This window comes from Roseibium sp. SCP15 (genome assembly GCF_040329435.1).
In the GTDB taxonomy this organism is placed as follows: Bacteria; Pseudomonadota; Alphaproteobacteria; order Rhizobiales; family Stappiaceae; genus Roseibium.
In genome coordinates this window covers 107,658-124,712 of the sequence record NZ_JBDZYI010000003.1, presented here as the reverse complement: position 1 = coordinate 124,712, position 17,055 = coordinate 107,658, and the positions used below count along the sequence as shown (strand labels likewise).

Annotated in this window: 18 protein-coding genes; 8 read left to right on the top strand and 10 right to left on the bottom strand. The window is 56.7% G+C overall.

Going from position 1 to position 17,055, the window contains the following annotated elements; translation table 11 throughout:
- Window positions 1-19: 19 nt before the first annotated feature.
- Together ABLO27_RS14350 and ABLO27_RS14345 are read right to left on the bottom strand one after the other, a co-directional pair.
- Window positions 20-1,024, bottom strand: coding sequence for a P1 family peptidase (locus ABLO27_RS14350; RefSeq protein ID WP_353033627.1), 1,005 nt, complete (start codon window positions 1,022-1,024; stop codon window positions 20-22).
- A gap of 56 nt (window positions 1,025-1,080) precedes the next feature.
- Entirely contained in the window at window positions 1,081-1,608 is a 528-nt protein-coding gene (locus ABLO27_RS14345; RefSeq protein WP_353033626.1) for a flavin reductase, read from the bottom strand.
- A 258-nt stretch (window positions 1,609-1,866) separates the two neighbouring features.
- Here ABLO27_RS14345 and ABLO27_RS14340 point away from each other — a divergent pair, with 258 nt between their 5' ends.
- Complete coding sequence (locus ABLO27_RS14340) at window positions 1,867-2,970, top strand: branched-chain amino acid ABC transporter substrate-binding protein (protein WP_353033625.1); 1,104 nt, start codon at window positions 1,867-1,869, stop codon at window positions 2,968-2,970.
- Window positions 2,971-3,018: 48 nt separating this feature from the next.
- Here the strand turns inward: ABLO27_RS14340 and ABLO27_RS14335 are convergent, their stop codons facing one another.
- Window positions 3,019-3,633, bottom strand: a complete 615-nt coding sequence (locus ABLO27_RS14335; protein ID WP_353033624.1) for a YceI family protein — start codon at window positions 3,631-3,633, stop codon at window positions 3,019-3,021.
- Between the two features lie 340 nt (window positions 3,634-3,973).
- On the opposite strand from ABLO27_RS14335, the gene ABLO27_RS14330 reads away from it, so the two are divergent.
- The 3 genes from ABLO27_RS14330 to ABLO27_RS14320 all read left to right on the top strand — a co-directional run bounded on the left by ABLO27_RS14330 (window position 3,974) and on the right by ABLO27_RS14320 (window position 5,670).
- Window positions 3,974-4,447 (top strand): L,D-transpeptidase, encoded by a 474-nt coding sequence (locus ABLO27_RS14330; protein WP_353035027.1) that lies wholly within the window; start codon window positions 3,974-3,976, stop codon window positions 4,445-4,447.
- A gap of 261 nt (window positions 4,448-4,708) precedes the next feature.
- On the top strand, window positions 4,709-5,332 hold the full coding sequence (locus ABLO27_RS14325; protein ID WP_353033623.1) for a sulfite oxidase heme-binding subunit YedZ: 624 nt from the start codon (window positions 4,709-4,711) through the stop codon (window positions 5,330-5,332).
- Window positions 5,333-5,364: 32 nt separating this feature from the next.
- The gene (locus ABLO27_RS14320) at window positions 5,365-5,670 is read left to right on the top strand and encodes a PepSY domain-containing protein (RefSeq protein ID WP_353033622.1); all 306 of its coding nucleotides are present in this window, start codon (window positions 5,365-5,367) and stop codon (window positions 5,668-5,670) included.
- 24 nt (window positions 5,671-5,694) lie between these two features.
- Here the strand turns inward: ABLO27_RS14320 and ABLO27_RS14315 are convergent, their stop codons facing one another.
- The 3 genes from ABLO27_RS14315 to ABLO27_RS14305 are packed head-to-tail and all read right to left on the bottom strand — an operon-like array spanning window position 5,695 to window position 8,201.
- Entirely contained in the window at window positions 5,695-6,021 is a 327-nt protein-coding gene (locus tag ABLO27_RS14315; protein WP_353033621.1) for a pyrophosphatase, read from the bottom strand.
- A gap of 19 nt (window positions 6,022-6,040) precedes the next feature.
- Window positions 6,041-7,246: a vWA domain-containing protein gene (locus ABLO27_RS14310; RefSeq protein ID WP_353033620.1), complete on the bottom strand. Its 1,206-nt coding sequence runs from the start codon at window positions 7,244-7,246 to the stop codon at window positions 6,041-6,043.
- 16 nt (window positions 7,247-7,262) lie between these two features.
- Window positions 7,263-8,201, bottom strand: coding sequence for an AAA family ATPase (locus ABLO27_RS14305; RefSeq protein ID WP_353033619.1), 939 nt, complete (start codon window positions 8,199-8,201; stop codon window positions 7,263-7,265).
- Between the two features lie 139 nt (window positions 8,202-8,340).
- Between ABLO27_RS14305 and ABLO27_RS14300 the strand changes: the two genes are divergently transcribed.
- Together ABLO27_RS14300 and ABLO27_RS14295 are read left to right on the top strand one after the other, a co-directional pair.
- A complete protein-coding gene (locus tag ABLO27_RS14300; protein ID WP_353033618.1) occupies window positions 8,341-8,688 on the top strand; it encodes a c-type cytochrome in 348 nt (115 codons plus the stop codon).
- Between the two features lie 149 nt (window positions 8,689-8,837).
- Complete coding sequence (locus ABLO27_RS14295; RefSeq protein WP_353033617.1) at window positions 8,838-9,110, top strand: usg protein; 273 nt, start codon at window positions 8,838-8,840, stop codon at window positions 9,108-9,110.
- A 4-nt stretch (window positions 9,111-9,114) separates the two neighbouring features.
- Here the strand turns inward: ABLO27_RS14295 and ABLO27_RS14290 are convergent, their stop codons facing one another.
- The gene (locus ABLO27_RS14290) at window positions 9,115-9,918 is read right to left on the bottom strand and encodes a tRNA1(Val) (adenine(37)-N6)-methyltransferase (RefSeq protein ID WP_353033616.1); all 804 of its coding nucleotides are present in this window, start codon (window positions 9,916-9,918) and stop codon (window positions 9,115-9,117) included.
- 1 nt (window position 9,919) lies between these two features.
- Complete coding sequence (locus tag ABLO27_RS14285) at window positions 9,920-10,156, bottom strand: DUF2007 domain-containing protein (protein WP_353033615.1); 237 nt, start codon at window positions 10,154-10,156, stop codon at window positions 9,920-9,922.
- Between the two features lie 176 nt (window positions 10,157-10,332).
- Between ABLO27_RS14285 and ABLO27_RS14280 the strand changes: the two genes are divergently transcribed.
- Window positions 10,333-11,349 carry a polyprenyl synthetase family protein gene (locus ABLO27_RS14280; RefSeq protein ID WP_417714791.1) on the top strand — a complete coding sequence of 339 codons (1,017 nt, stop codon included), beginning with the start codon at window positions 10,333-10,335 and terminating at the stop codon, window positions 11,347-11,349.
- 63 nt (window positions 11,350-11,412) lie between these two features.
- On the opposite strand, the gene ABLO27_RS14275 is transcribed toward ABLO27_RS14280, so the two are convergent.
- Both ABLO27_RS14275 and ABLO27_RS14270 read right to left on the bottom strand, forming a co-directional pair.
- Window positions 11,413-12,294 (bottom strand): 4-(cytidine 5'-diphospho)-2-C-methyl-D-erythritol kinase, encoded by an 882-nt coding sequence (locus ABLO27_RS14275; RefSeq protein ID WP_353033613.1) that lies wholly within the window; start codon window positions 12,292-12,294, stop codon window positions 11,413-11,415.
- 12 nt (window positions 12,295-12,306) lie between these two features.
- Window positions 12,307-14,094, bottom strand: coding sequence for a tetratricopeptide repeat protein (locus ABLO27_RS14270; RefSeq protein ID WP_353033612.1), 1,788 nt, complete (start codon window positions 14,092-14,094; stop codon window positions 12,307-12,309).
- Between the two features lie 273 nt (window positions 14,095-14,367).
- Here ABLO27_RS14270 and ppdK point away from each other — a divergent pair, with 273 nt between their 5' ends.
- Entirely contained in the window at window positions 14,368-17,040 is a 2,673-nt protein-coding gene (gene ppdK / locus ABLO27_RS14265; RefSeq protein WP_353033611.1) for a pyruvate, phosphate dikinase, read from the top strand.
- Window positions 17,041-17,055: the final 15 nt, after the last annotated feature.

The following is a 17,055-nucleotide window of genomic DNA, read 5'->3' as shown; positions in this document are numbered from 1 at the left end:
AGCGCTGACGGATTTCCCGTTATTTGCCGAATTTTTCCTGCCAGGTCGGCACCGGGTCATCCGATGCCGGGGTGGCGTGATAGATACCCTTTGCGATTGCGCGGGCGAGGCACGATGCCGCCGCCGCGCCAAGTTGCACCATATCTTCCAGGCCGTTCTCAAGTCTGCGTTGACCTGTCGACATGGCAAACACCAGGTCTCCGTCAAGAGGTGTGTGTGCCGGCCAGAGCGCACGGGCAAGACCATCGTGGGCCATGACGGCAAGGCGCTTGGCTTCGCCCTTGGTCAGAATCGCATCGGTGGCCACTGCCGCAATGGTGGTGTTTGCTCCAGCTTTCAGCGCGTCCAGTTTGGTGCGTACGGAGATGCCATCTTCAGGGAAGGGGTGGGCCATGCCACGTCCCCCGAACTCCTCGGCGACCTCGAACGGTGCCGCCCAGAAATGTTGGGTATCACCGACAGTCGCGCGGCCGAGTGCGTTCACCGCGACAATTGCGCCGACCGTGACGCCATTGTCCAGAACCTGTGACGCCGACCCAAGGCCCCCCTTCAAGTTGGCAGTGGTTGCTCCAGTGCCCGCTCCAACAGAGCCCAAAGCAAAATCGTGAGAAATAGCATCCAGTGCCGAGCGGCCAAGGTCGCGATAGGGCGCGGCCTGGCCCCAGCTCTTGTCACCACCGTTGAGCAGGTCGAACAAAATTGCGGTTGGTACAATCGGAACACGAACCGGACCGACCTGGAACCCGTAACCGAGTTCGGCCAGCCGCCCCTGGACGCCTGCACCGGCATCGAGACCGAAAGCCGAGCCACCGGCCAGAACGATCGCGTCAATCTTTTCAACTGTTTGCTCAGGTTCCAGGAGAGCGATTTCGCGAGTGCCTGGAGCGCCACCATGTATGGCAACCGATGTCACCGCCGGTTCATCCGGAACAAGAACGGTTGCGCCGGACTTCAAGTCCTGGTCGGAAGCATTGCCGACCTTCAAGCCTGGAACATCTGTGATCAGGTTACGCAATCCGGACATCGAGCGTCGTTCCACAAATCAGGAAAACAAGGAGCATCAGTTTGGTCGCGAGATGCTCAGGTGTCGAGACTTTTATATCCTCTGCGTACGTAAAGGAGCGACTTGCCCGGATCCTTCATGCGCAGATCAGCGACAGTACCGACGATAATCGAATGCGTGCCCATCTCGGTCACAGAGAAGACTTCGCAGTCCACGCTCAGGCGGGCACTGTCGAGCGCCGGACAGCCGGTTGCAAGATTCGTCCATTCGCCCTTTGCAAAGCGGTCCGGCATTTCGAGATTGTGCCGACCGGCGAAGGTGTCCGAAATCTCTTCATGGTCGTCGCTCAGAGTGTTCAGGCAGAATGTCCGATTTTTCAGCACCGCGTTATGCATGCGTGTCTGCCTGTTGAGGCAAATGAGAATGCTCGGCGGGTCGTCACTTACGGAGCACGCAGCGGAAACGGTTGCCCCCATGCGCCCGCCCGGACCATCAGTCGTTACCACATGAACGGCAGCAGCTATCCGGCTCATAGCCTCTCTGAAGCTCTGCGTGTCCAGTGGCAGTTTGCTCTGTTCATTGGGATCGGCGACGGATGACGACATAAATACAGCTCCAAGGGCCAATGGCCGGGGAATCGCTCGGGTTTCAGACGGACGGCGGAGTTTATTCATCCGGTAATGCCGTGCCTAGGGCGCCGTTGCAAACAAATTACCGTCATTGTCTGTTCAGTTCTTCCGGCCGCAATCAAGATATGTCGCAGCAAATCGCGTTCCGCCAGCTTTTTTGTCGGTGGTCAGATTGAGCTAAATGCCCACTCGCGGTAGGGGTAAGGAAAACCAGTCGGACTTTCAGGGAAACGGATGACCTATCAGCATCTTGCCGCCAGCATGACATTCCTGGCATGCAGCCTTCTCTCCGGAGCGGCCGTCGCCGAGATACCGATTGCGATTGCGGGACCGATGAAGGGGCAATTTGGTCTGTTCGGGGCGCAAATGAGGGCCGGCGCTGAACAGGCGGTCAAGGACATCAACGCGGCAGGTGGCGTCAATGGTGAGCAACTTGTTCTGGAAGTAGCCGATGATGCCTGCAATGCCGATCAGGCAGTGGCTGTTGCCAATCAGCTTATCGGCAAGGGGGTTGTTTTTGTTGCCGGGCACTTTTGTTTCAGCGCCTCGCTGCTCGCAAGTGAAGTCTATGCAGATGCCGGTATTGTCCAGATTTCGCCCGCCACCACGCTGCCGAAATTCACCGATGAGCGCCCTGGAGAAGGTGTGTTCCGTCTCGCTCCGAGAGATGACGCGCAAGGCTGGATTGCCGGGAAATTTCTGGCTGAACACTTCAAGATTGGCAATGTGGCGATCCTCCACGACAAGACGGCTTATGGCAAGGGGCTTGCCGATGCGGTCAAGGATGCGATGAACGACCAGGGCAAGACCGAGAGCATTTCACTCGGGTTTGATGCCGGAGAGAACGACTACAGAAGCCTGGTGTCCCAGCTGTCACTGGAGGGAATAGATGCAGTCTATCTCGGCGGCTATCACCCTGAAGCCGGTCTCATCAAGCTGGAGATGGACAGGCAGGGGCTCGACGCGGTGCTTATCTCAGGTGACGCATTGATGACGGAAGATTTCTGGTCGGTAGCCGGTCCGGCCGGGAATGGCACGCTGTTGACCTATCCTCAGGTGCCGCGTGACCTTTCAGGCGCACAAGACCTTGTGTCCGCGCTTGAGGAAAGCGGCAATCCCAGTGATCGCTACGCTCTGACCACATATGCGGCGATTCAAGCCTGGGCTGATGCTGCCAATAGTGCGGGTGCCACTGAGCTTTCAGGTGTGTCCAAGGCGTTAGAGGAAGGGACATTTGACACCGTGCTCGGGGCGGTCACTTTTGACGAGAACGGTGACAGCAATGTTCCGACCTACGTGTGGTATGAGTGGCGCGACGGCGCTCCGAACCCGATGTAGCGCAACAGTTGGAGCTTGAAAGCGAGAACAGGCGGCAGGGTCAGGAAATCAGCCGCGACGGCCCGTTCCCCTGATCTTCAGGTTCACCTTGTCAGCATAGATCGGCAATCCGGCATCCATTCCATAGAGACTTCTGAAAAAGCCTCCAGAAACTTCGAAGGCAACCCGGCCCCGGGAGTTGGTGTTCACAATTTTCACCGAGAGTTTGGTTCTCTTGCGTTGTCCCCGGAGTGACAGGACACCTTCGACCTCAGCCGAATACTTGCCGGTGATGACAATTCTCGTGCTCTGAAAGTTCGCAACCGGATGATTTGCAACGTCAAACATGGCTGAGCTTTTCAGGAAACCCGTGACGCGGTCATTGTTGGTCTCGACGCTTCTGAGATCCACAGTGACATTCACACGGCTTTTTTCCGGCCGGTTCTGGTCAAGAACCATCTTGCCGGTCACATTCTTGAACTCGCCCTGGACCGGACCTCTGCCGAGAACTCGTACGGAAAACCCGGTATCGATGTTTGAAGGCGTCAGAACATAGGTTCCCGAAATCGGGCCGGCGCTGACATGATGCGACGTTGTGAACAATGCACCGAGCCCCAGGAGAGACACCACGACAAGAAGGAGCAGATAACGGGAAACAAGTTTGCTCAGCCAATGACGTGTCATGTGATTTGTCCTTGCTTTGTAAGATCTCATGCGATCAATCCAGAAGGATGCCTTTCCTTTCGCATCCGCAGGCTCGCATGCCGTGAGTTTGAGAGCGGCTCCTACAATACGGATTTACCTACTGTTCGGTACTAAATTTGGATCACAAGTCTTGAACCAGGCCACACATTCCGGCGATTGGCCGGAGTGATGGAGGTTTTCATCGTTAACCTTTTGGTAAGAAAGTAGGGCGGGGCTGGTTCTTTCAAGGGCAGCCACACGATAATCTTTCCCGATGGATCAGGGGAAAGTCATGCGTTCAAAACCCGCTATCTGTCTTTTGTTGCCCTTGCTTGGGCTTATGTTTCTCCTGGCAGGACCATTGCCTGGATCTGCTGCGGAACTCGTCGGTTTTTCCGACCATCGCTTTCGTCCGGGAACCATTGTAATCAGAAATTCCGAAAGGCGGCTTTACCTGGTGCTGCGCGGGAACCGCGCCATCCGGTACAAGGTTGCAGTTGGAAAACGGCGGAAGGCCTGGACAGGCCAGGCACAGATAACGGCGAAGTATCTGAGGCCGGATTGGTCGCCATCAGCGGAAGTTCGCAGAGACTTTCCCAATCTTCCCGACGTGATCAGAGGTGGTGCGCCCAACAATCCGATGGGAGTTGCCGCAATGACGCTTTCCAATGGCAATTACGCCATCCACGGTACCAACAGGCCGGGTTCGATCGGGCGTGCTGTTTCTTACGGGTGCATCCGAATGGCAAATCATGACATTGAAGATCTTTTTCAAAGAGTAGGGATCAGAACTCCGGTTGTCGCTTTGCCTTAAAGAGCAGAAAGGCTGTCGCAGAGACAGGTTGCCGCATTTAGTTTCATAGGTTTGAATATATTGTCGAAGCGGGCCTGATCAGGTCCTACAAAAGGCCCCGGCCGGTTCCAAGTGCCCCAACGCGGAACCGTCGGGGTTTTCGCGTTGTTGTTTCCTCTCGATACATTTTGCGACAAATGCGTACTGGAGCTGGGACAGTTCTACGACACTTGTCCGTTATCTTCGGATCAAACTTGGGGTTCCAGGGAGGTCCGCAAGGTCATGGGCAGAGACGTTATGAAGAAGATCGTGGATAGCAGAACCTTCATTTGGGCCCTTTTGGCGTTGCCGTCCGTTCCAATGATGTTTGCCCTGGCAAGCGGCGCGACTTCGGAAGATGGGCGTCAGGCAACGGAGTTCCTGCTGCATCCCACGGGGGAATTTGCGGCGCGCTTCATGATCATTTCCATGATCATTTCTCCCTTTCGCCTGATGTTTCCGACAAACCGCTTCTGGTTCTGGATGCTTCGACGCCGCAGATATTTCGGCGTTGCCGCGTTCGGGTACGCGGCTTTTCATACTGTTCTTTATCTCATCGACATGGGATCGCTGAAAGCCGTTTTGGGCGAGTTCTGGGCACTTGGCATCTGGACCGGTTGGCTGGCCTTTTTCGTGTTTCTGCCTCTGGCAGTTACATCCAACGACTTTTCCGTTCGAAAGCTTGGATCCGGTTGGAAGCCGTTGCAGCGTCTTGTTTACGTCGCCGCATTGGCAACCTTGCTTCATTGGATATTCGTTCACAACGAGTTCGGACCAGCTCTCGTTCACTTCATTCCGCTTGGTCTACTTGAAAACTATCGAATTCGCCGGACGCTCAAGGCCCGATTGGCCAAAGCTCCAGCCTGAAATCTTCGTTCACACACGGGAAAGGATACGTGATGAACTACACACTCCACATAGCCTATTCACTTATCGTTTGGTTTTTCACCATTCCGGCTTCCGCAACCGGCCTGTTCGAATGTGAGGCGACCGAAAAGTCCGCCTGGCTTTCTGAATCTGAAGTAACGGCCAAACTGACCGCGGAGGGCTGGGACGTTAGGCGGATGAAAGAAGACGGGGGATGTTGGGAAGTGTACGGCACCACCCCTGAAGGACAGCGCGTTGAAGTTTATGTCCATCCTGTCTCGGGCGAAGTGCTGTTGATCAACCAACGCGGCACGATCCTCTACCGGAAGGAAAGCTGACGTTCCAGCCGGTGGGATTGGAGCTTAGGATTGAGAAACCGGAAGATACTTCAGCCACTTGCGCTCCAGCGCCTGCTCCAGGTTGATGTTCCGGTTTCTGCAGAACAACAGGATATGCGCGAAAAGGTCCGCCGCCTCGTTTGCCAGTTCGTCTTCAAGATCCTGCCTGGATTTTCCTGAGGATCTGGCATTCCCCGCACACTTCAGGTCAGCAGATGCGAGTTCCCCGAGTTCTTCAGTCAGCTTGGCAAGGTACCAGGCATTGCTGCGTTCAATCTGAAACCTTTCGGCATAGATGTCTGACACGGTGAGCACATCACGCTCGATTTGAGAAAGGCTTTTTTTCGCCACCTACGACCTCATGTAAAATCTAGAGCCAATTCCTCGGGCTCGTTTTGCCAGAGTTTCCGCTCGTTCCTGACAGCGCTGCTGCAAGATCGGCGACAGCATCGAGGGAATGAGCTGCGCGGAACTCATCCACATGCGGCAGCATGGCGCGAATGCCGCGCGCCTTGGCTTCAAACCCGTCAAAACGGAGCAGGGGATTGAGCCAGATGAGACGGCGACAGGAACGGTGCAGGCGGTCCATTTCTCTTTCCAGGTCTTCGTCCGTGTCTCGTTCCAGACCATCAGTGATCAGAAGAACGGTCGGATTGCCGCTGAGCACGCGGCGCGACCAATGACGGTTGAAATCATGCAGGGCCGATGCAATCCGGGTGCCGCCTGACCAGTCTTCGACACCGTCAGAACAGGCGTCGAGTGCTTCATCGGGATCTTTCATCCGCAGCTGGCGCGTGACATTTGTCAGCCGCGTGCCGAACAGGAAAGTGTGTACATCGCGCCGCTCCGCCGTAATGCCGTGCAGAAAGTGCAGAAGCAATCGGGAATATTGGCTCATTGAACCTGAGATATCGCACAAGACCACGAAAGGCGGGCGCTTTTCGGCCGGCTTCCTGTACTTCATGTCAATTATCTCACCGCCGGCGCGCATCGAGGCGCGCATTGTCTGGCGTGGATCGATCCGGCCTCTGGATGCGGATTTGAGTCGGCGGAGCCTGATCCTGTCCATTGGCATCACCATGGATTTGAGCGCCCGTTTGGCCTCCTCAACCTCTTCCGCGGTCATCTGGGCAAAGTCTTTTTTCTGGAGCAGCTCCTTTCCGGAGACAGTGAACTTGGCATCCACCTCGATTTCCGGAACGGTTTCTTCGGCAACCCGATCCTGGGCTGCCTGAAATGCCTGCGAAACTCTCGTCTGTCCGGCCTTCGGCTTTTCTGGTGCACCACGCGGAGGGGCAACTGGAGAAAGGATGGCAAGCATCTTCTCGATCAGGCCTCGGCTTTGCCAGTAAATGCGGAATGCTTCGTCAAACAGCACCTTGTGTTCGTGCTTGCGCACGAAAACCGCGTGAAGCGTCCAATAGAGATCGTCACGGCTCTCGATGCCTGACACTTCAACAGCGTTCACCGCATCGACCACGGAGGCGGGACCGACAGGTACGCCCGCCTTTCGCAATGTGCGGGCGAAGTAGACGATGTTGTCTGTTATCCGGGAGCGGGCTGCGGTCGAAGTCATGTCTGTGAAACGATATCTAGACTGCAGGCATGGACTGCGGGTGCGGAGCTTCCTTGCGGAGCTCGTCAATCATGTGGCGAACCTTGGAGCCACGAACCCGCTCAATATCGTCCTGATACTTCAGGAGTACCCCGAGCGTGTCTGACGCCATGTCCGGATCAAGGGCAATTTCGTTGAGTTCGGAAAGAGCCGTCGCCCAATCCAGGGTCTCTGCCACACCAGGCTGCTTGAACAGATCTTCTTGTGAACGCAGTTTCTGAACGAACGCGACGACTTCCGAGGCAAGTCTTTCGGCTGCGCCGGGTACCTTGCGGCGAACGATTTCCAGTTCACGTTCTGCATCCGGATAGTCGACCCAGTGGTACAGGCAGCGCCGTTTCAGGGCGTCGTGAATTTCGCGGGTTCTGTTGGTGGTAATGATAACGATCGGTGGTTCCGAAGCCTTGACCGTTCCAAGTTCGGGAATGGAAACCTGATAATCGGCGAGCACCTCCAGCAGGAAGGCCTCAAAAGCCTCGTCAGCCCGGTCAAGCTCATCGATGAGAAAAACCGGTGAGCCGCCGAGCGTCGGTTCAAGTGCCTGCAAGACAGGACGCTTGATCAGGAAACGTTCGTCAAAAATCGATTTGGAAAGTTCGGAATGGTCTGTGTCTCCGGCAGCTTCCGCCACACGTATTTCCACCATCTGGGCCTGGTAGTTCCACTCGTAAACGGCCGAAGCAACATCAAGGCCTTCGTAGCACTGGAGACGAATGAGATCACGGCCGAGTGTGGTGGATAGGACCTTGGCAATTTCGGTCTTGCCGACGCCGGCTTCGCCTTCCAGAAACAGGGGGCGGTTCATCCTGAGGGCCAGATGCAAGACTGTCGCCAGGGACCTGTCTGCGACATAACCGGCCTGGTCCATCAGAGCGAGGGTTTCGTCGATTGAAGCGGGAAGGGGCGTTCGTGTCATAAATCCTCCAGCGGACGGGTAGGTCACACGGGTTATATAGGCAAAGTTGCCGAGAGAACATGCCCACGTGGTCTCCCTAATGTGCGAATCTTCGAAACTTTTATAGAACGGTAGGGAGATTCAAGGGAGGGAGAGGGACGTGACCTTTTTGAAACCGGTTTGCCTCTGCGTAATGATAACTGCCTTTTGTGCACCAGCCATCGCCGCTGAAGACCCCTATCCGACCGATCCGGTCAGTGTTGCGACAGGGCAGGAGCTGGCGGAAATCTATTGTGCGACCTGCCATGCCGTCGGGACAGATGACGAAAGTGCGCAATCCGGTGCACCTGCCTTTCGGGACCTTTCCAAGCTCTATCCGCTGGAGAGTCTGGAAGAGCCGCTGGCTGAAGGCATTGTGACCGCACATGACAACATGCCGGAATTTGCCTTCGAACCGGATGACATCGACGCATTTTTGGGATATTTGACCACCATCCAGTCCAATTGAAGTTTTCCCGAGTTATCGAATAGTATTCTGTTAGCAGTCTTTTGCGAGTGCTGCTAAATTTTCGCTTATAAACAATCTTTGTCCAAATTTGTTTTTGGAGAAGCAGGTTTCCATGACACTCTTTCTATGTGGGAAAGGAAAGAGATCGCATGAAAACAAGCTTAGACTTTGAAAAACGGCTCCTGGGATATGGTTTATTGACGGCCGAGATCCTCTACCGGCTCCCGGATCACCCAAAACTGCTTCAGAGCTTCCTTTGGCAGACCGAAGATCTTGCGCCCCGGTTTCCTGAACTGAACCGGTTCCTGGACTTTTGGGAAAAGGAAATTGACGGCCGCATACATTCAGTGCGCGTGGCTCATCAGAACCTGATCGAGCCGGTGGACTTCAGGTATGCGAACGGAGAAATCGTGATCCACTGACCAGTCAGCGCCGAAGCGGCAAGCCAAGGCCCTTGCCATCACGCATGACGCCTTTCGACTGAGGGGTGAAATCCGAGCCGCCGCCCTCATGAAGCACGAAGCCCGGCATCAGCCGGAGTGGCGCCTTGCTGGCGCGAATGGCCCGGATCAGTACCCGGGTTGCTGCCGCATCCGGGCGAGGACGCAACGGGATTACATCGATTGCGCCAAATCTTCCCTGCAGGACATTCAAGAGTTCCTGCAAACCGTCGGCCCGGAAGATGATTGTAAGGCTGCCTCCATCCTTCACAATATCTGTCGCCGTCTTTGCCCAAGGTTCCAGGCCGCGATCATCCAGCATGTGCGCGCCGGCTCGCGCCGATTTCGGGGAAGCACGGAACCTGTCGGCTTCGTAGTAGGGCGGGTTCATGATTGCGTGGTCCGCCATGGATGGCTTCAGACCTGCAGCGTGACGCAGATTGCCCTTGGCCGTAATATCCGCTTCCAGAAGGGCGACCCTTTTCGCGAACGCGGCGTTGTGAGGGTCCTGCAAGCCCTCTTGTGCAAGCCTGAGTACGGCCGGATCAATTTCGACAAGCGTCACAGAGATGTCTGCCAGGCGCGCGGCCGCACAAAAACCTGCCGTGCCGACACCTGCGCCAAGGTCGACAACATGTCCCCGCGTGCCGTCCGGCAGTGCTGCGGCCAGATAGACGGCATCAAGCCCGGCGCGGTGCCTGCCACGCTTGGGTTGGTGCACATAGACTTGTCCGCCCAGAAACGCGTCGTGTGTAACGTCGCATTCGTCCGAAGTCCGCGGCTCCGTCATCTCAGGTTTGCCCACTTTCCGGCCGAAGCTCGTGTTCCAGTCCTGCGTCACGAACCAGTTTGCGTGCAATCTGTATCTGGTCCGAGTCCACCAGGATCCGCCGTGGGATCATTGCAAGAGATCCCTCCAGAATGCTCATGTTTCCATCTGCGACAAAATGTTTGATGCCGGCCTCCTCCAGAATCGATTCTAGAAAGGAGATGAGGACAGGGTCATTGGTTCTGACAAGTTCTTCCATATGTTTCCCGGCGTTAGCATCACAGCGATTGGGGGCACGAGTGTGTGCCTTGAGAATTTCATTTACAGCAAAACCAGCTGTTTGTGGCATTTCAACAGTTTGTCAACGGATTGCCGTCTTGCCCCGGAGGCGTTCGCGCCATATTGTCCGCACAAATATTCAGGGGAGTGCCATTAGTGGCCGTTGTCGCAACATATTCTGACAATCAAGAGCGCCGTCCAAGCATACAGTCTCTTGTGGACCTTGTGTCTGGGGGCATGGCGGATGTCAATGAACTGATCCTCTCCAAGGCAGGCTCCAACGTAGAGCTGATTCCGGAGATCGCCAAACATCTGATTTCATCCGGCGGCAAGCGTCTGCGGCCAATGCTGACATTGGCTTGCGCGGATATGTTCGGATACCAGGGGAGCGGGCACGTCGTACTGGCTGCGAGCGTGGAATTCATGCATACCGCAACCTTGCTGCACGATGACGTCGTGGATGAAAGCGATATGCGTCGTGGGAAACTTGCAGCGCGCAAGCTGTGGGGAAACCAGGCGAGCGTTCTTGTGGGCGACTACCTGCTTGGTCAGGCCTTCAAGATGATGGTGGATGTCGGGTCGCTCGAAGCACTTGGCATTCTGTCGACGGCCTCTGCCGTGATTGCCGAAGGTGAGGTTCTGCAGCTGGGGGCAGCCAAGAACATCGAGACAAGCGAAGCGGACTATCTTCGGGTGATCGAAGCCAAGACCGCGGCATTGTTTGCTGCGGCGGCGGAAGTTGGCCCGGTCATCGCAGGGCAAAGCGACAATATGAAGCTGGCTGCCCGCACCTACGGCATGGAACTCGGCTATGCTTTCCAGCTCGTCGACGACGCCCTTGATTATGGCGGTTCATCAGCGGATCTCGGCAAGGATGTCGGCGACGATTTCCGCGAAGGCAAGATCACGCTTCCGGTTGTATTGGCCATTGCGCGGGGATCGGACGCCGATCGGGCATTCTGGAAGAGATGCCTTGAAGGTGATGAAATTGAAGACGGCGATCTGGAGCAGGCGATCGAACTGCTCAAGAAATATGACGCTCTCGCAGATACGGTCACCAGAGCACGGGACTATGGCGCCAAGGCATTGAAAGCACTGGAGACACTTCCCGCCGGGGCGCATAATGATGCGATGGCGGATGCCGTTTCGTTCTGTATTTCACGGGTGAGCTGACAAGTCAGACGATCTGAAAGCAGATACAAGAAACCGCTTCCACCTGGAGGCGGTTTTTTTGCGTCAGGACAAGGAACCGGAGGCGATCCACCATCCCGGATGAGCTGTTCTGAGTTGCCGCTCGATGTCCATCGCATCGCGCAGTTCGCACAAGCCAAAGCACGTTGCACCGGAGCCGGACATACGTGCGAATGCAATTCGCGTATCGGCCTCGAGTGCCGACAGAACCTTACCTATTTCCGGACACAACGAGACAGCGGGATCCTGCATGTCGTTCCGGCAATCGGCAAGGCACTCTGTCAGTTGAGCGACCGAACTGAACCGTTCGGGCAGATCGGGCAATGGCGGATTGTCGCGCTTGGACATGTTCTTGAATACGTCCGGTGTTGAGACACCCACCTTGGGATTGACCAGGACGATGCCGCAGACCGGAAGCTGCGGCCCGGGCGACAGTTCATCTCCGATCCCGCGCATGATCTGTGGTTCGGGAAACAGACAGACCGGAACATCGGCCCCAAGTGAAAGCGCTAGTGCGTGCAGTGTTTCCTCGGGAAGGTAACTGCCGGAAAAGTCCTCCAGCAGACGAAGTGTGGTAGCGGCGTCGCTCGAACCGCCACCGATCCCTGAAGCGACGGGCAGGCGCTTCGTGAGCGTCAGGCGAACATTGGGAACAGGAATACCGGCGCTCTCGGCAAACGCGCGGACAGCCTTCAGGATCAAGTTGTTTTCAGAGGGGCCATCAAGGTCACGGGCGAAAGGGCCTTCAAGCCTCAAGTCGAGGCTTCCGGCCGGCTCCAGTGCAACACGGTCTCCGATCTGAGGAAAGACCACCAGGGAATCGAGGAGATGATACCCGTCCGGCCGTTGCCCGGTTATGTGCAACGCCAAATTGACTTTGGCCCGGGCAAGCTCCACCCGAAGCGCGGACTGCGTGTCGTGCGCCATGTCAGGTTCCGGTTAACCGCCGTTCTTGTCCGTGTCGGCCTTGGCCGCATCGGTGACCGAAGGATCCTTCATTCCGTTTGCGATCTTGTCGAGGATCTTGGGAAGCTCTTTCTCCTCAGGACCGAGATCCCGGGCATGATTCCACTGGAAGCGAGCCTCGTTGCGGCGTCCCACCATCCAGTAGGCATCTCCCAGATGATCGTTGATCACCGGATCTGCAGGACGAAGCTCAATGGCCCGCTCCAGTTCCTTGACCGCGTCTTCGTAGCGTCCAAGGCGGTAATAGACCCAGCCCAGACTGTCGACGATGTACCCGTCCGTCGGGCGAAGCTCTACCGCCGTCTTGATCATCTCGAGCGCTTCATCAAGCTTGAGGCCCTGGTCAACGAGGGAATAGCCGAGGTAGTTGAGCACCAACGGTTGATTTTCGTTGAGTTCCAGAGCCTTGCGGAAATCCTCTTCGGCCAGTTCCCATTTGCCCTGGCGTTCGCGGCTGATGCCGCGGAAATAGAGCAGTAGCCAATGCTCTCTTGCCAGTTCGGAAATCGAATCGAGACCCTTGGTGTAGATCTCTTCGGCATCTTCATAGATTTCGTGAGAGCGAAGAATGTTGCCAAGCGCGATTGCCGCTTCCAGGTCCGACGGGTCCTGCTTGATCAAAGCTTCGAGATGCGAACGGGAATCCTCAAGTTGCTCGAGCGTATTGTAGTTGAGCCCGACCTGAATCTCGGCTTCACGTTTCAGGACGCTGTCGTCCGGTACCTTCATCAGTGCCTCGATGGCACGTTCAGGCTGTTCCATGCGCTCAAAAACGCTGCCGAGAGCAATTGCAGCAAACTCGGCATTGGGGTCCAGGAACAGGGCAAGCTGCAGGTACGATGTTGACAGCTCCTCACCACCGTCGCGCCCGATGACAGCTCCAAGACCGTAGAGAATCTCTGACATGCCTTCGGCCGGATCGGTCACCATCGGCGGAATGACTGACCCGCTTTCAAGGATTTCGCGCGTCTGGTCCAGCTTGGGGTGGCCCCGGAACTGTTCGTCATAAAGATCCAGCGCGGCGACGGCATCTTGCTGACGACCATTTGCCGCTAGAATACGAGCATAGGCGTCCACCACCCGGATCGCGCCCTGATCGATTGCGTATGCGGCTTCGGCGGCTTCCAGAGCGTCCTTGTTGCGCCCGGCTGCAAACAGAAGATGCGCCTTGTGAGTCGCCTTGAAGACTTCGAACCACTCCGGTCCGCTCAAGTCGTCGATAACCTTGACGGCTTCATCGATCTTGCCACTTCCATAGAGAGCCCAAGCTCTTGAAATTCCGATGGAAAGTTGGGCGAGGGGACCATTGCGCCCCTTGGACAGGGCGGCATCGGCCTCCTGATAGTCGCCGTCCACCATCTGCTTGCCGCCCAGGGCAAGCTGCGCGAGGAAATTCTGAAGACCGGCTTCTTCCAGATCCGCGGCATAAAGGACGGACTGCTCAACGTCGCCGTTTGCCAGTTTCAGCAGGAAGGTTCGCTCCAACAACATGGTGTTTGTCGGGTCTGCCGCGAGTGTCTCTTCGTAGAATGCGGCCGCGTGGCCGTAGTCTTTCTGAAAGCCGGCAAGACGGCCGGAAAGGTAGCTGCCCGATAGTGTGAAGGGCAGATCCGCCGGAGTGCCGAAAGTTTGAGTGGTTGCTGAGGTTTCAGCGTGTGCGGCAGCCGGAAAGAGGGCGATTGCGCTGACCAGCGAAAGCAGCTTCAGCTTGAAGGGCCTGCGATCCACTCGGGAAACGGCGCTGGTCACTCGTATCATCATTCCTCGCACTTCTCGTCAGTAGCAGTTTGATTTGTTGCTTATTGCCTTTGACAATGGCGTCTTTAAGGCTGTGCGGCAAGGAGGCCGGGATAACTTTCTGTCGGTTTAAATCCATTTGATTTTGCTGAGCGTCGGAAATCCTGCGACTTATGGCCAAGAGATACGGGTTTCTACCAAAAAGGGCTTGAAGCTGATCCTTTGCCGTAGCAGGAATGTGCAGTGCAAAATAAAGGGACGCGAGGCGTTCCCTGCACGAGGCGAGGAGAGTGACTAATGGCCAAGTGGGTCTACAGCTTCGGCAATGGAGCTGCGGAAGGTAAAGCTGAAATGCGCAACTTGCTCGGTGGTAAGGGTGCGAACCTTGCCGAAATGAGCAGCCTGGGCCTGCCGGTACCTCCTGGTTTCACCATCACGACTGAAGTCTGTACCTGGTATTATGAGCACGGGAAGTCCTATCCCGAAGCCCTCGCGAATGAAGTTTCCGAAGCGCTGGATAAAATCGGCGCAATCACTGGCCGGAAGTTTGGTGATTCTGAGCGCCCGCTTCTGGTGTCGGTCCGTTCGGGTGCACGAGTTTCGATGCCGGGCATGATGGATACGGTCCTGAACCTTGGCCTGAACGATCAGACAGTCGAGGCCATTGCCAGGGAAGCCGGCGACCGCCGCTTCGCCTATGACAGTTATCGCCGCTTCATCCAGATGTATTCCGATGTGGTGCTCGGGCTCGATCACCATGAGTTCGAGGAAATTCTGGAAGACTACAAAGAGCGCAACGAACTGACGCTCGATACCGAAATCGATGCCGATGCGTGGCTCGGAATCATCGAGAAGTTCAAGGAAATCGTCCAGGAGGAGCTGGAGAGGCCGTTCCCGCAGGATCCACAGGAGCAGCTTTGGGGTGCGATCGGAGCCGTGTTCAGTTCCTGGATGGTTCCACGCGCCGTAACCTACCGCCGCCTTCATGACATTCCCGGTTCCTGGGGAACAGCCGTCAACGTGCAGGCAATGGTGTTCGGCAACATGGGTGAAAGCTCGGCCACGGGGGTCGCTTTCACACGAAACCCTTCCACGGGTGAAAACGCTCTTTACGGCGAGTTCCTTGTAAACGCCCAGGGCGAGGATGTTGTTGCCGGCATCAGGACACCGCAGGACATCACTGAAAAGGCGAGGACCGAAGCAGGTTCCACAAGTCCGTCCCTCGAAGCGCTGATGCCGGAGGCGTTCGCCGAATTCCAGACCTACTGCGCCAAGCTTGAAGCTCATTACAAGGACATGCAGGATCTGGAGTTCACCATTGAGCAGGGCAAGCTCTGGATGCTGCAGACCCGCGCTGGCAAACGGACCGCGAAAGCTGCGCTCAAGATTGCCGTCGACATGGTTGAAGAAGGGCTTTTGAGCGAAGAAGAAGCAATCGGCCGTGTCGAACCGGCAGCGCTTGATCAACTGCTGCACCCGACCATCGATCCCAAGGCCGAGCGGGACATTGTAACCACAGGCCTGCCGGCATCACCGGGGGCCGCCTCGGGTGTGATTGTGTTTACATCCGAAGACGCAGAAAAGGCCAAGGCCGAGGGCCGCAAGGTCATTCTGGTTAGGGTTGAAACAAGCCCTGAAGACATTCACGGCATGCATGCAGCAGAAGGCATTCTGACGAGCCGTGGTGGCATGACCAGCCACGCAGCTGTGGTTGCCAGGGGAATGGGAAAACCGTGCGTCGCCGGCGCCGGCATGCTGCGCATTGATTATCGCAACGGCGTCATCAACGCCGCTGGCCGCCAGCTCAAGGAAGGCGATGTCATCACGATTGATGGTGCAACCGGTCAGGTGCTGGGCGGCGAGGTGGAAATGCTTCAGCCCACGCTTTCCGGCGACTTCGGCACCTTGATGGGGTGGGCGGACAGCGTCCGTCGGATGCGCGTTCGCACCAATGCGGAGACACCGCAGGATGCGAAGGTTGCCCGTGAATTTGGCGGCGAAGGAATTGGCCTGTGCCGTACGGAGCACATGTTCTTTGAAGGCGAGCGGATTATCGCCGTACGCGAGATGATCCTTGCCGACAGTTCGCAAGGGCGGCGTGCTGCCTTGGCGAAGTTGTTGCCGATGCAGCGCAAGGATTTCACCGATCTGTTTGAAATCATGCATGGTCTGCCAGTTACGATCCGCCTGCTGGATCCGCCGCTACATGAATTCCTGCCGAAGTCGGATGAAGAACTTGCAGAAGTCGCCAAGGCTATGGGAGCCGACCCTGACCTGCTGCGCGACCGCGCCCTGGCGCTTGAGGAATTCAACCCCATGCTCGGCCATCGCGGCTGTCGCCTGCTGGTTTCCTATCCGGAAATCGCGGAAATGCAGGCACGCGCCATTTTTGAAGCGGCCGTCGAGGCGGCGAAGTCCACCGGTGCGCCGGTCGTTCCGGAAATCATGGTACCGCTGGTTGGGCTGAAAGGTGAGCTGGATCTGGTGCGTCAGAACATCGAGGACATGGCCAAAGCCGTGGCTGAGGAAACAGGTACCGAGATCTCCTATCAGGTCGGGACGATGGTTGAGTTGCCCCGGGCAGCGTTGAAGGCTGCGGAGATCGCACAGTCTGCGGAATTCTTCTCCTTCGGCACCAACGATCTGACGCAGACCACGTTCGGTATTTCGCGCGATGACGCGGCCTCGTTCCTGGGAACGTATCAAAGTCGCGGCATCATGGAGCAGGATCCCTTCGTTTCCCTCGATCAGGAAGGTGTTGGCGAACTGATCAAGATCGGTGTGGAGCGGGGACGGTCGACCCGCGCAGACATCAAGCTTGGCATCTGCGGCGAACACGGTGGCGACCCGTCGTCCATTTCCTTCTGTGAAACCGTCGGCCTTGACTATGTATCGTGCTCGCCATTCCGGGTGCCGATCGCGCGGCTTGCTGCAGCGCAGGCCGCGCTGAAGCACAAGAAGACCGGCTGAATGTCGGATTTGAAC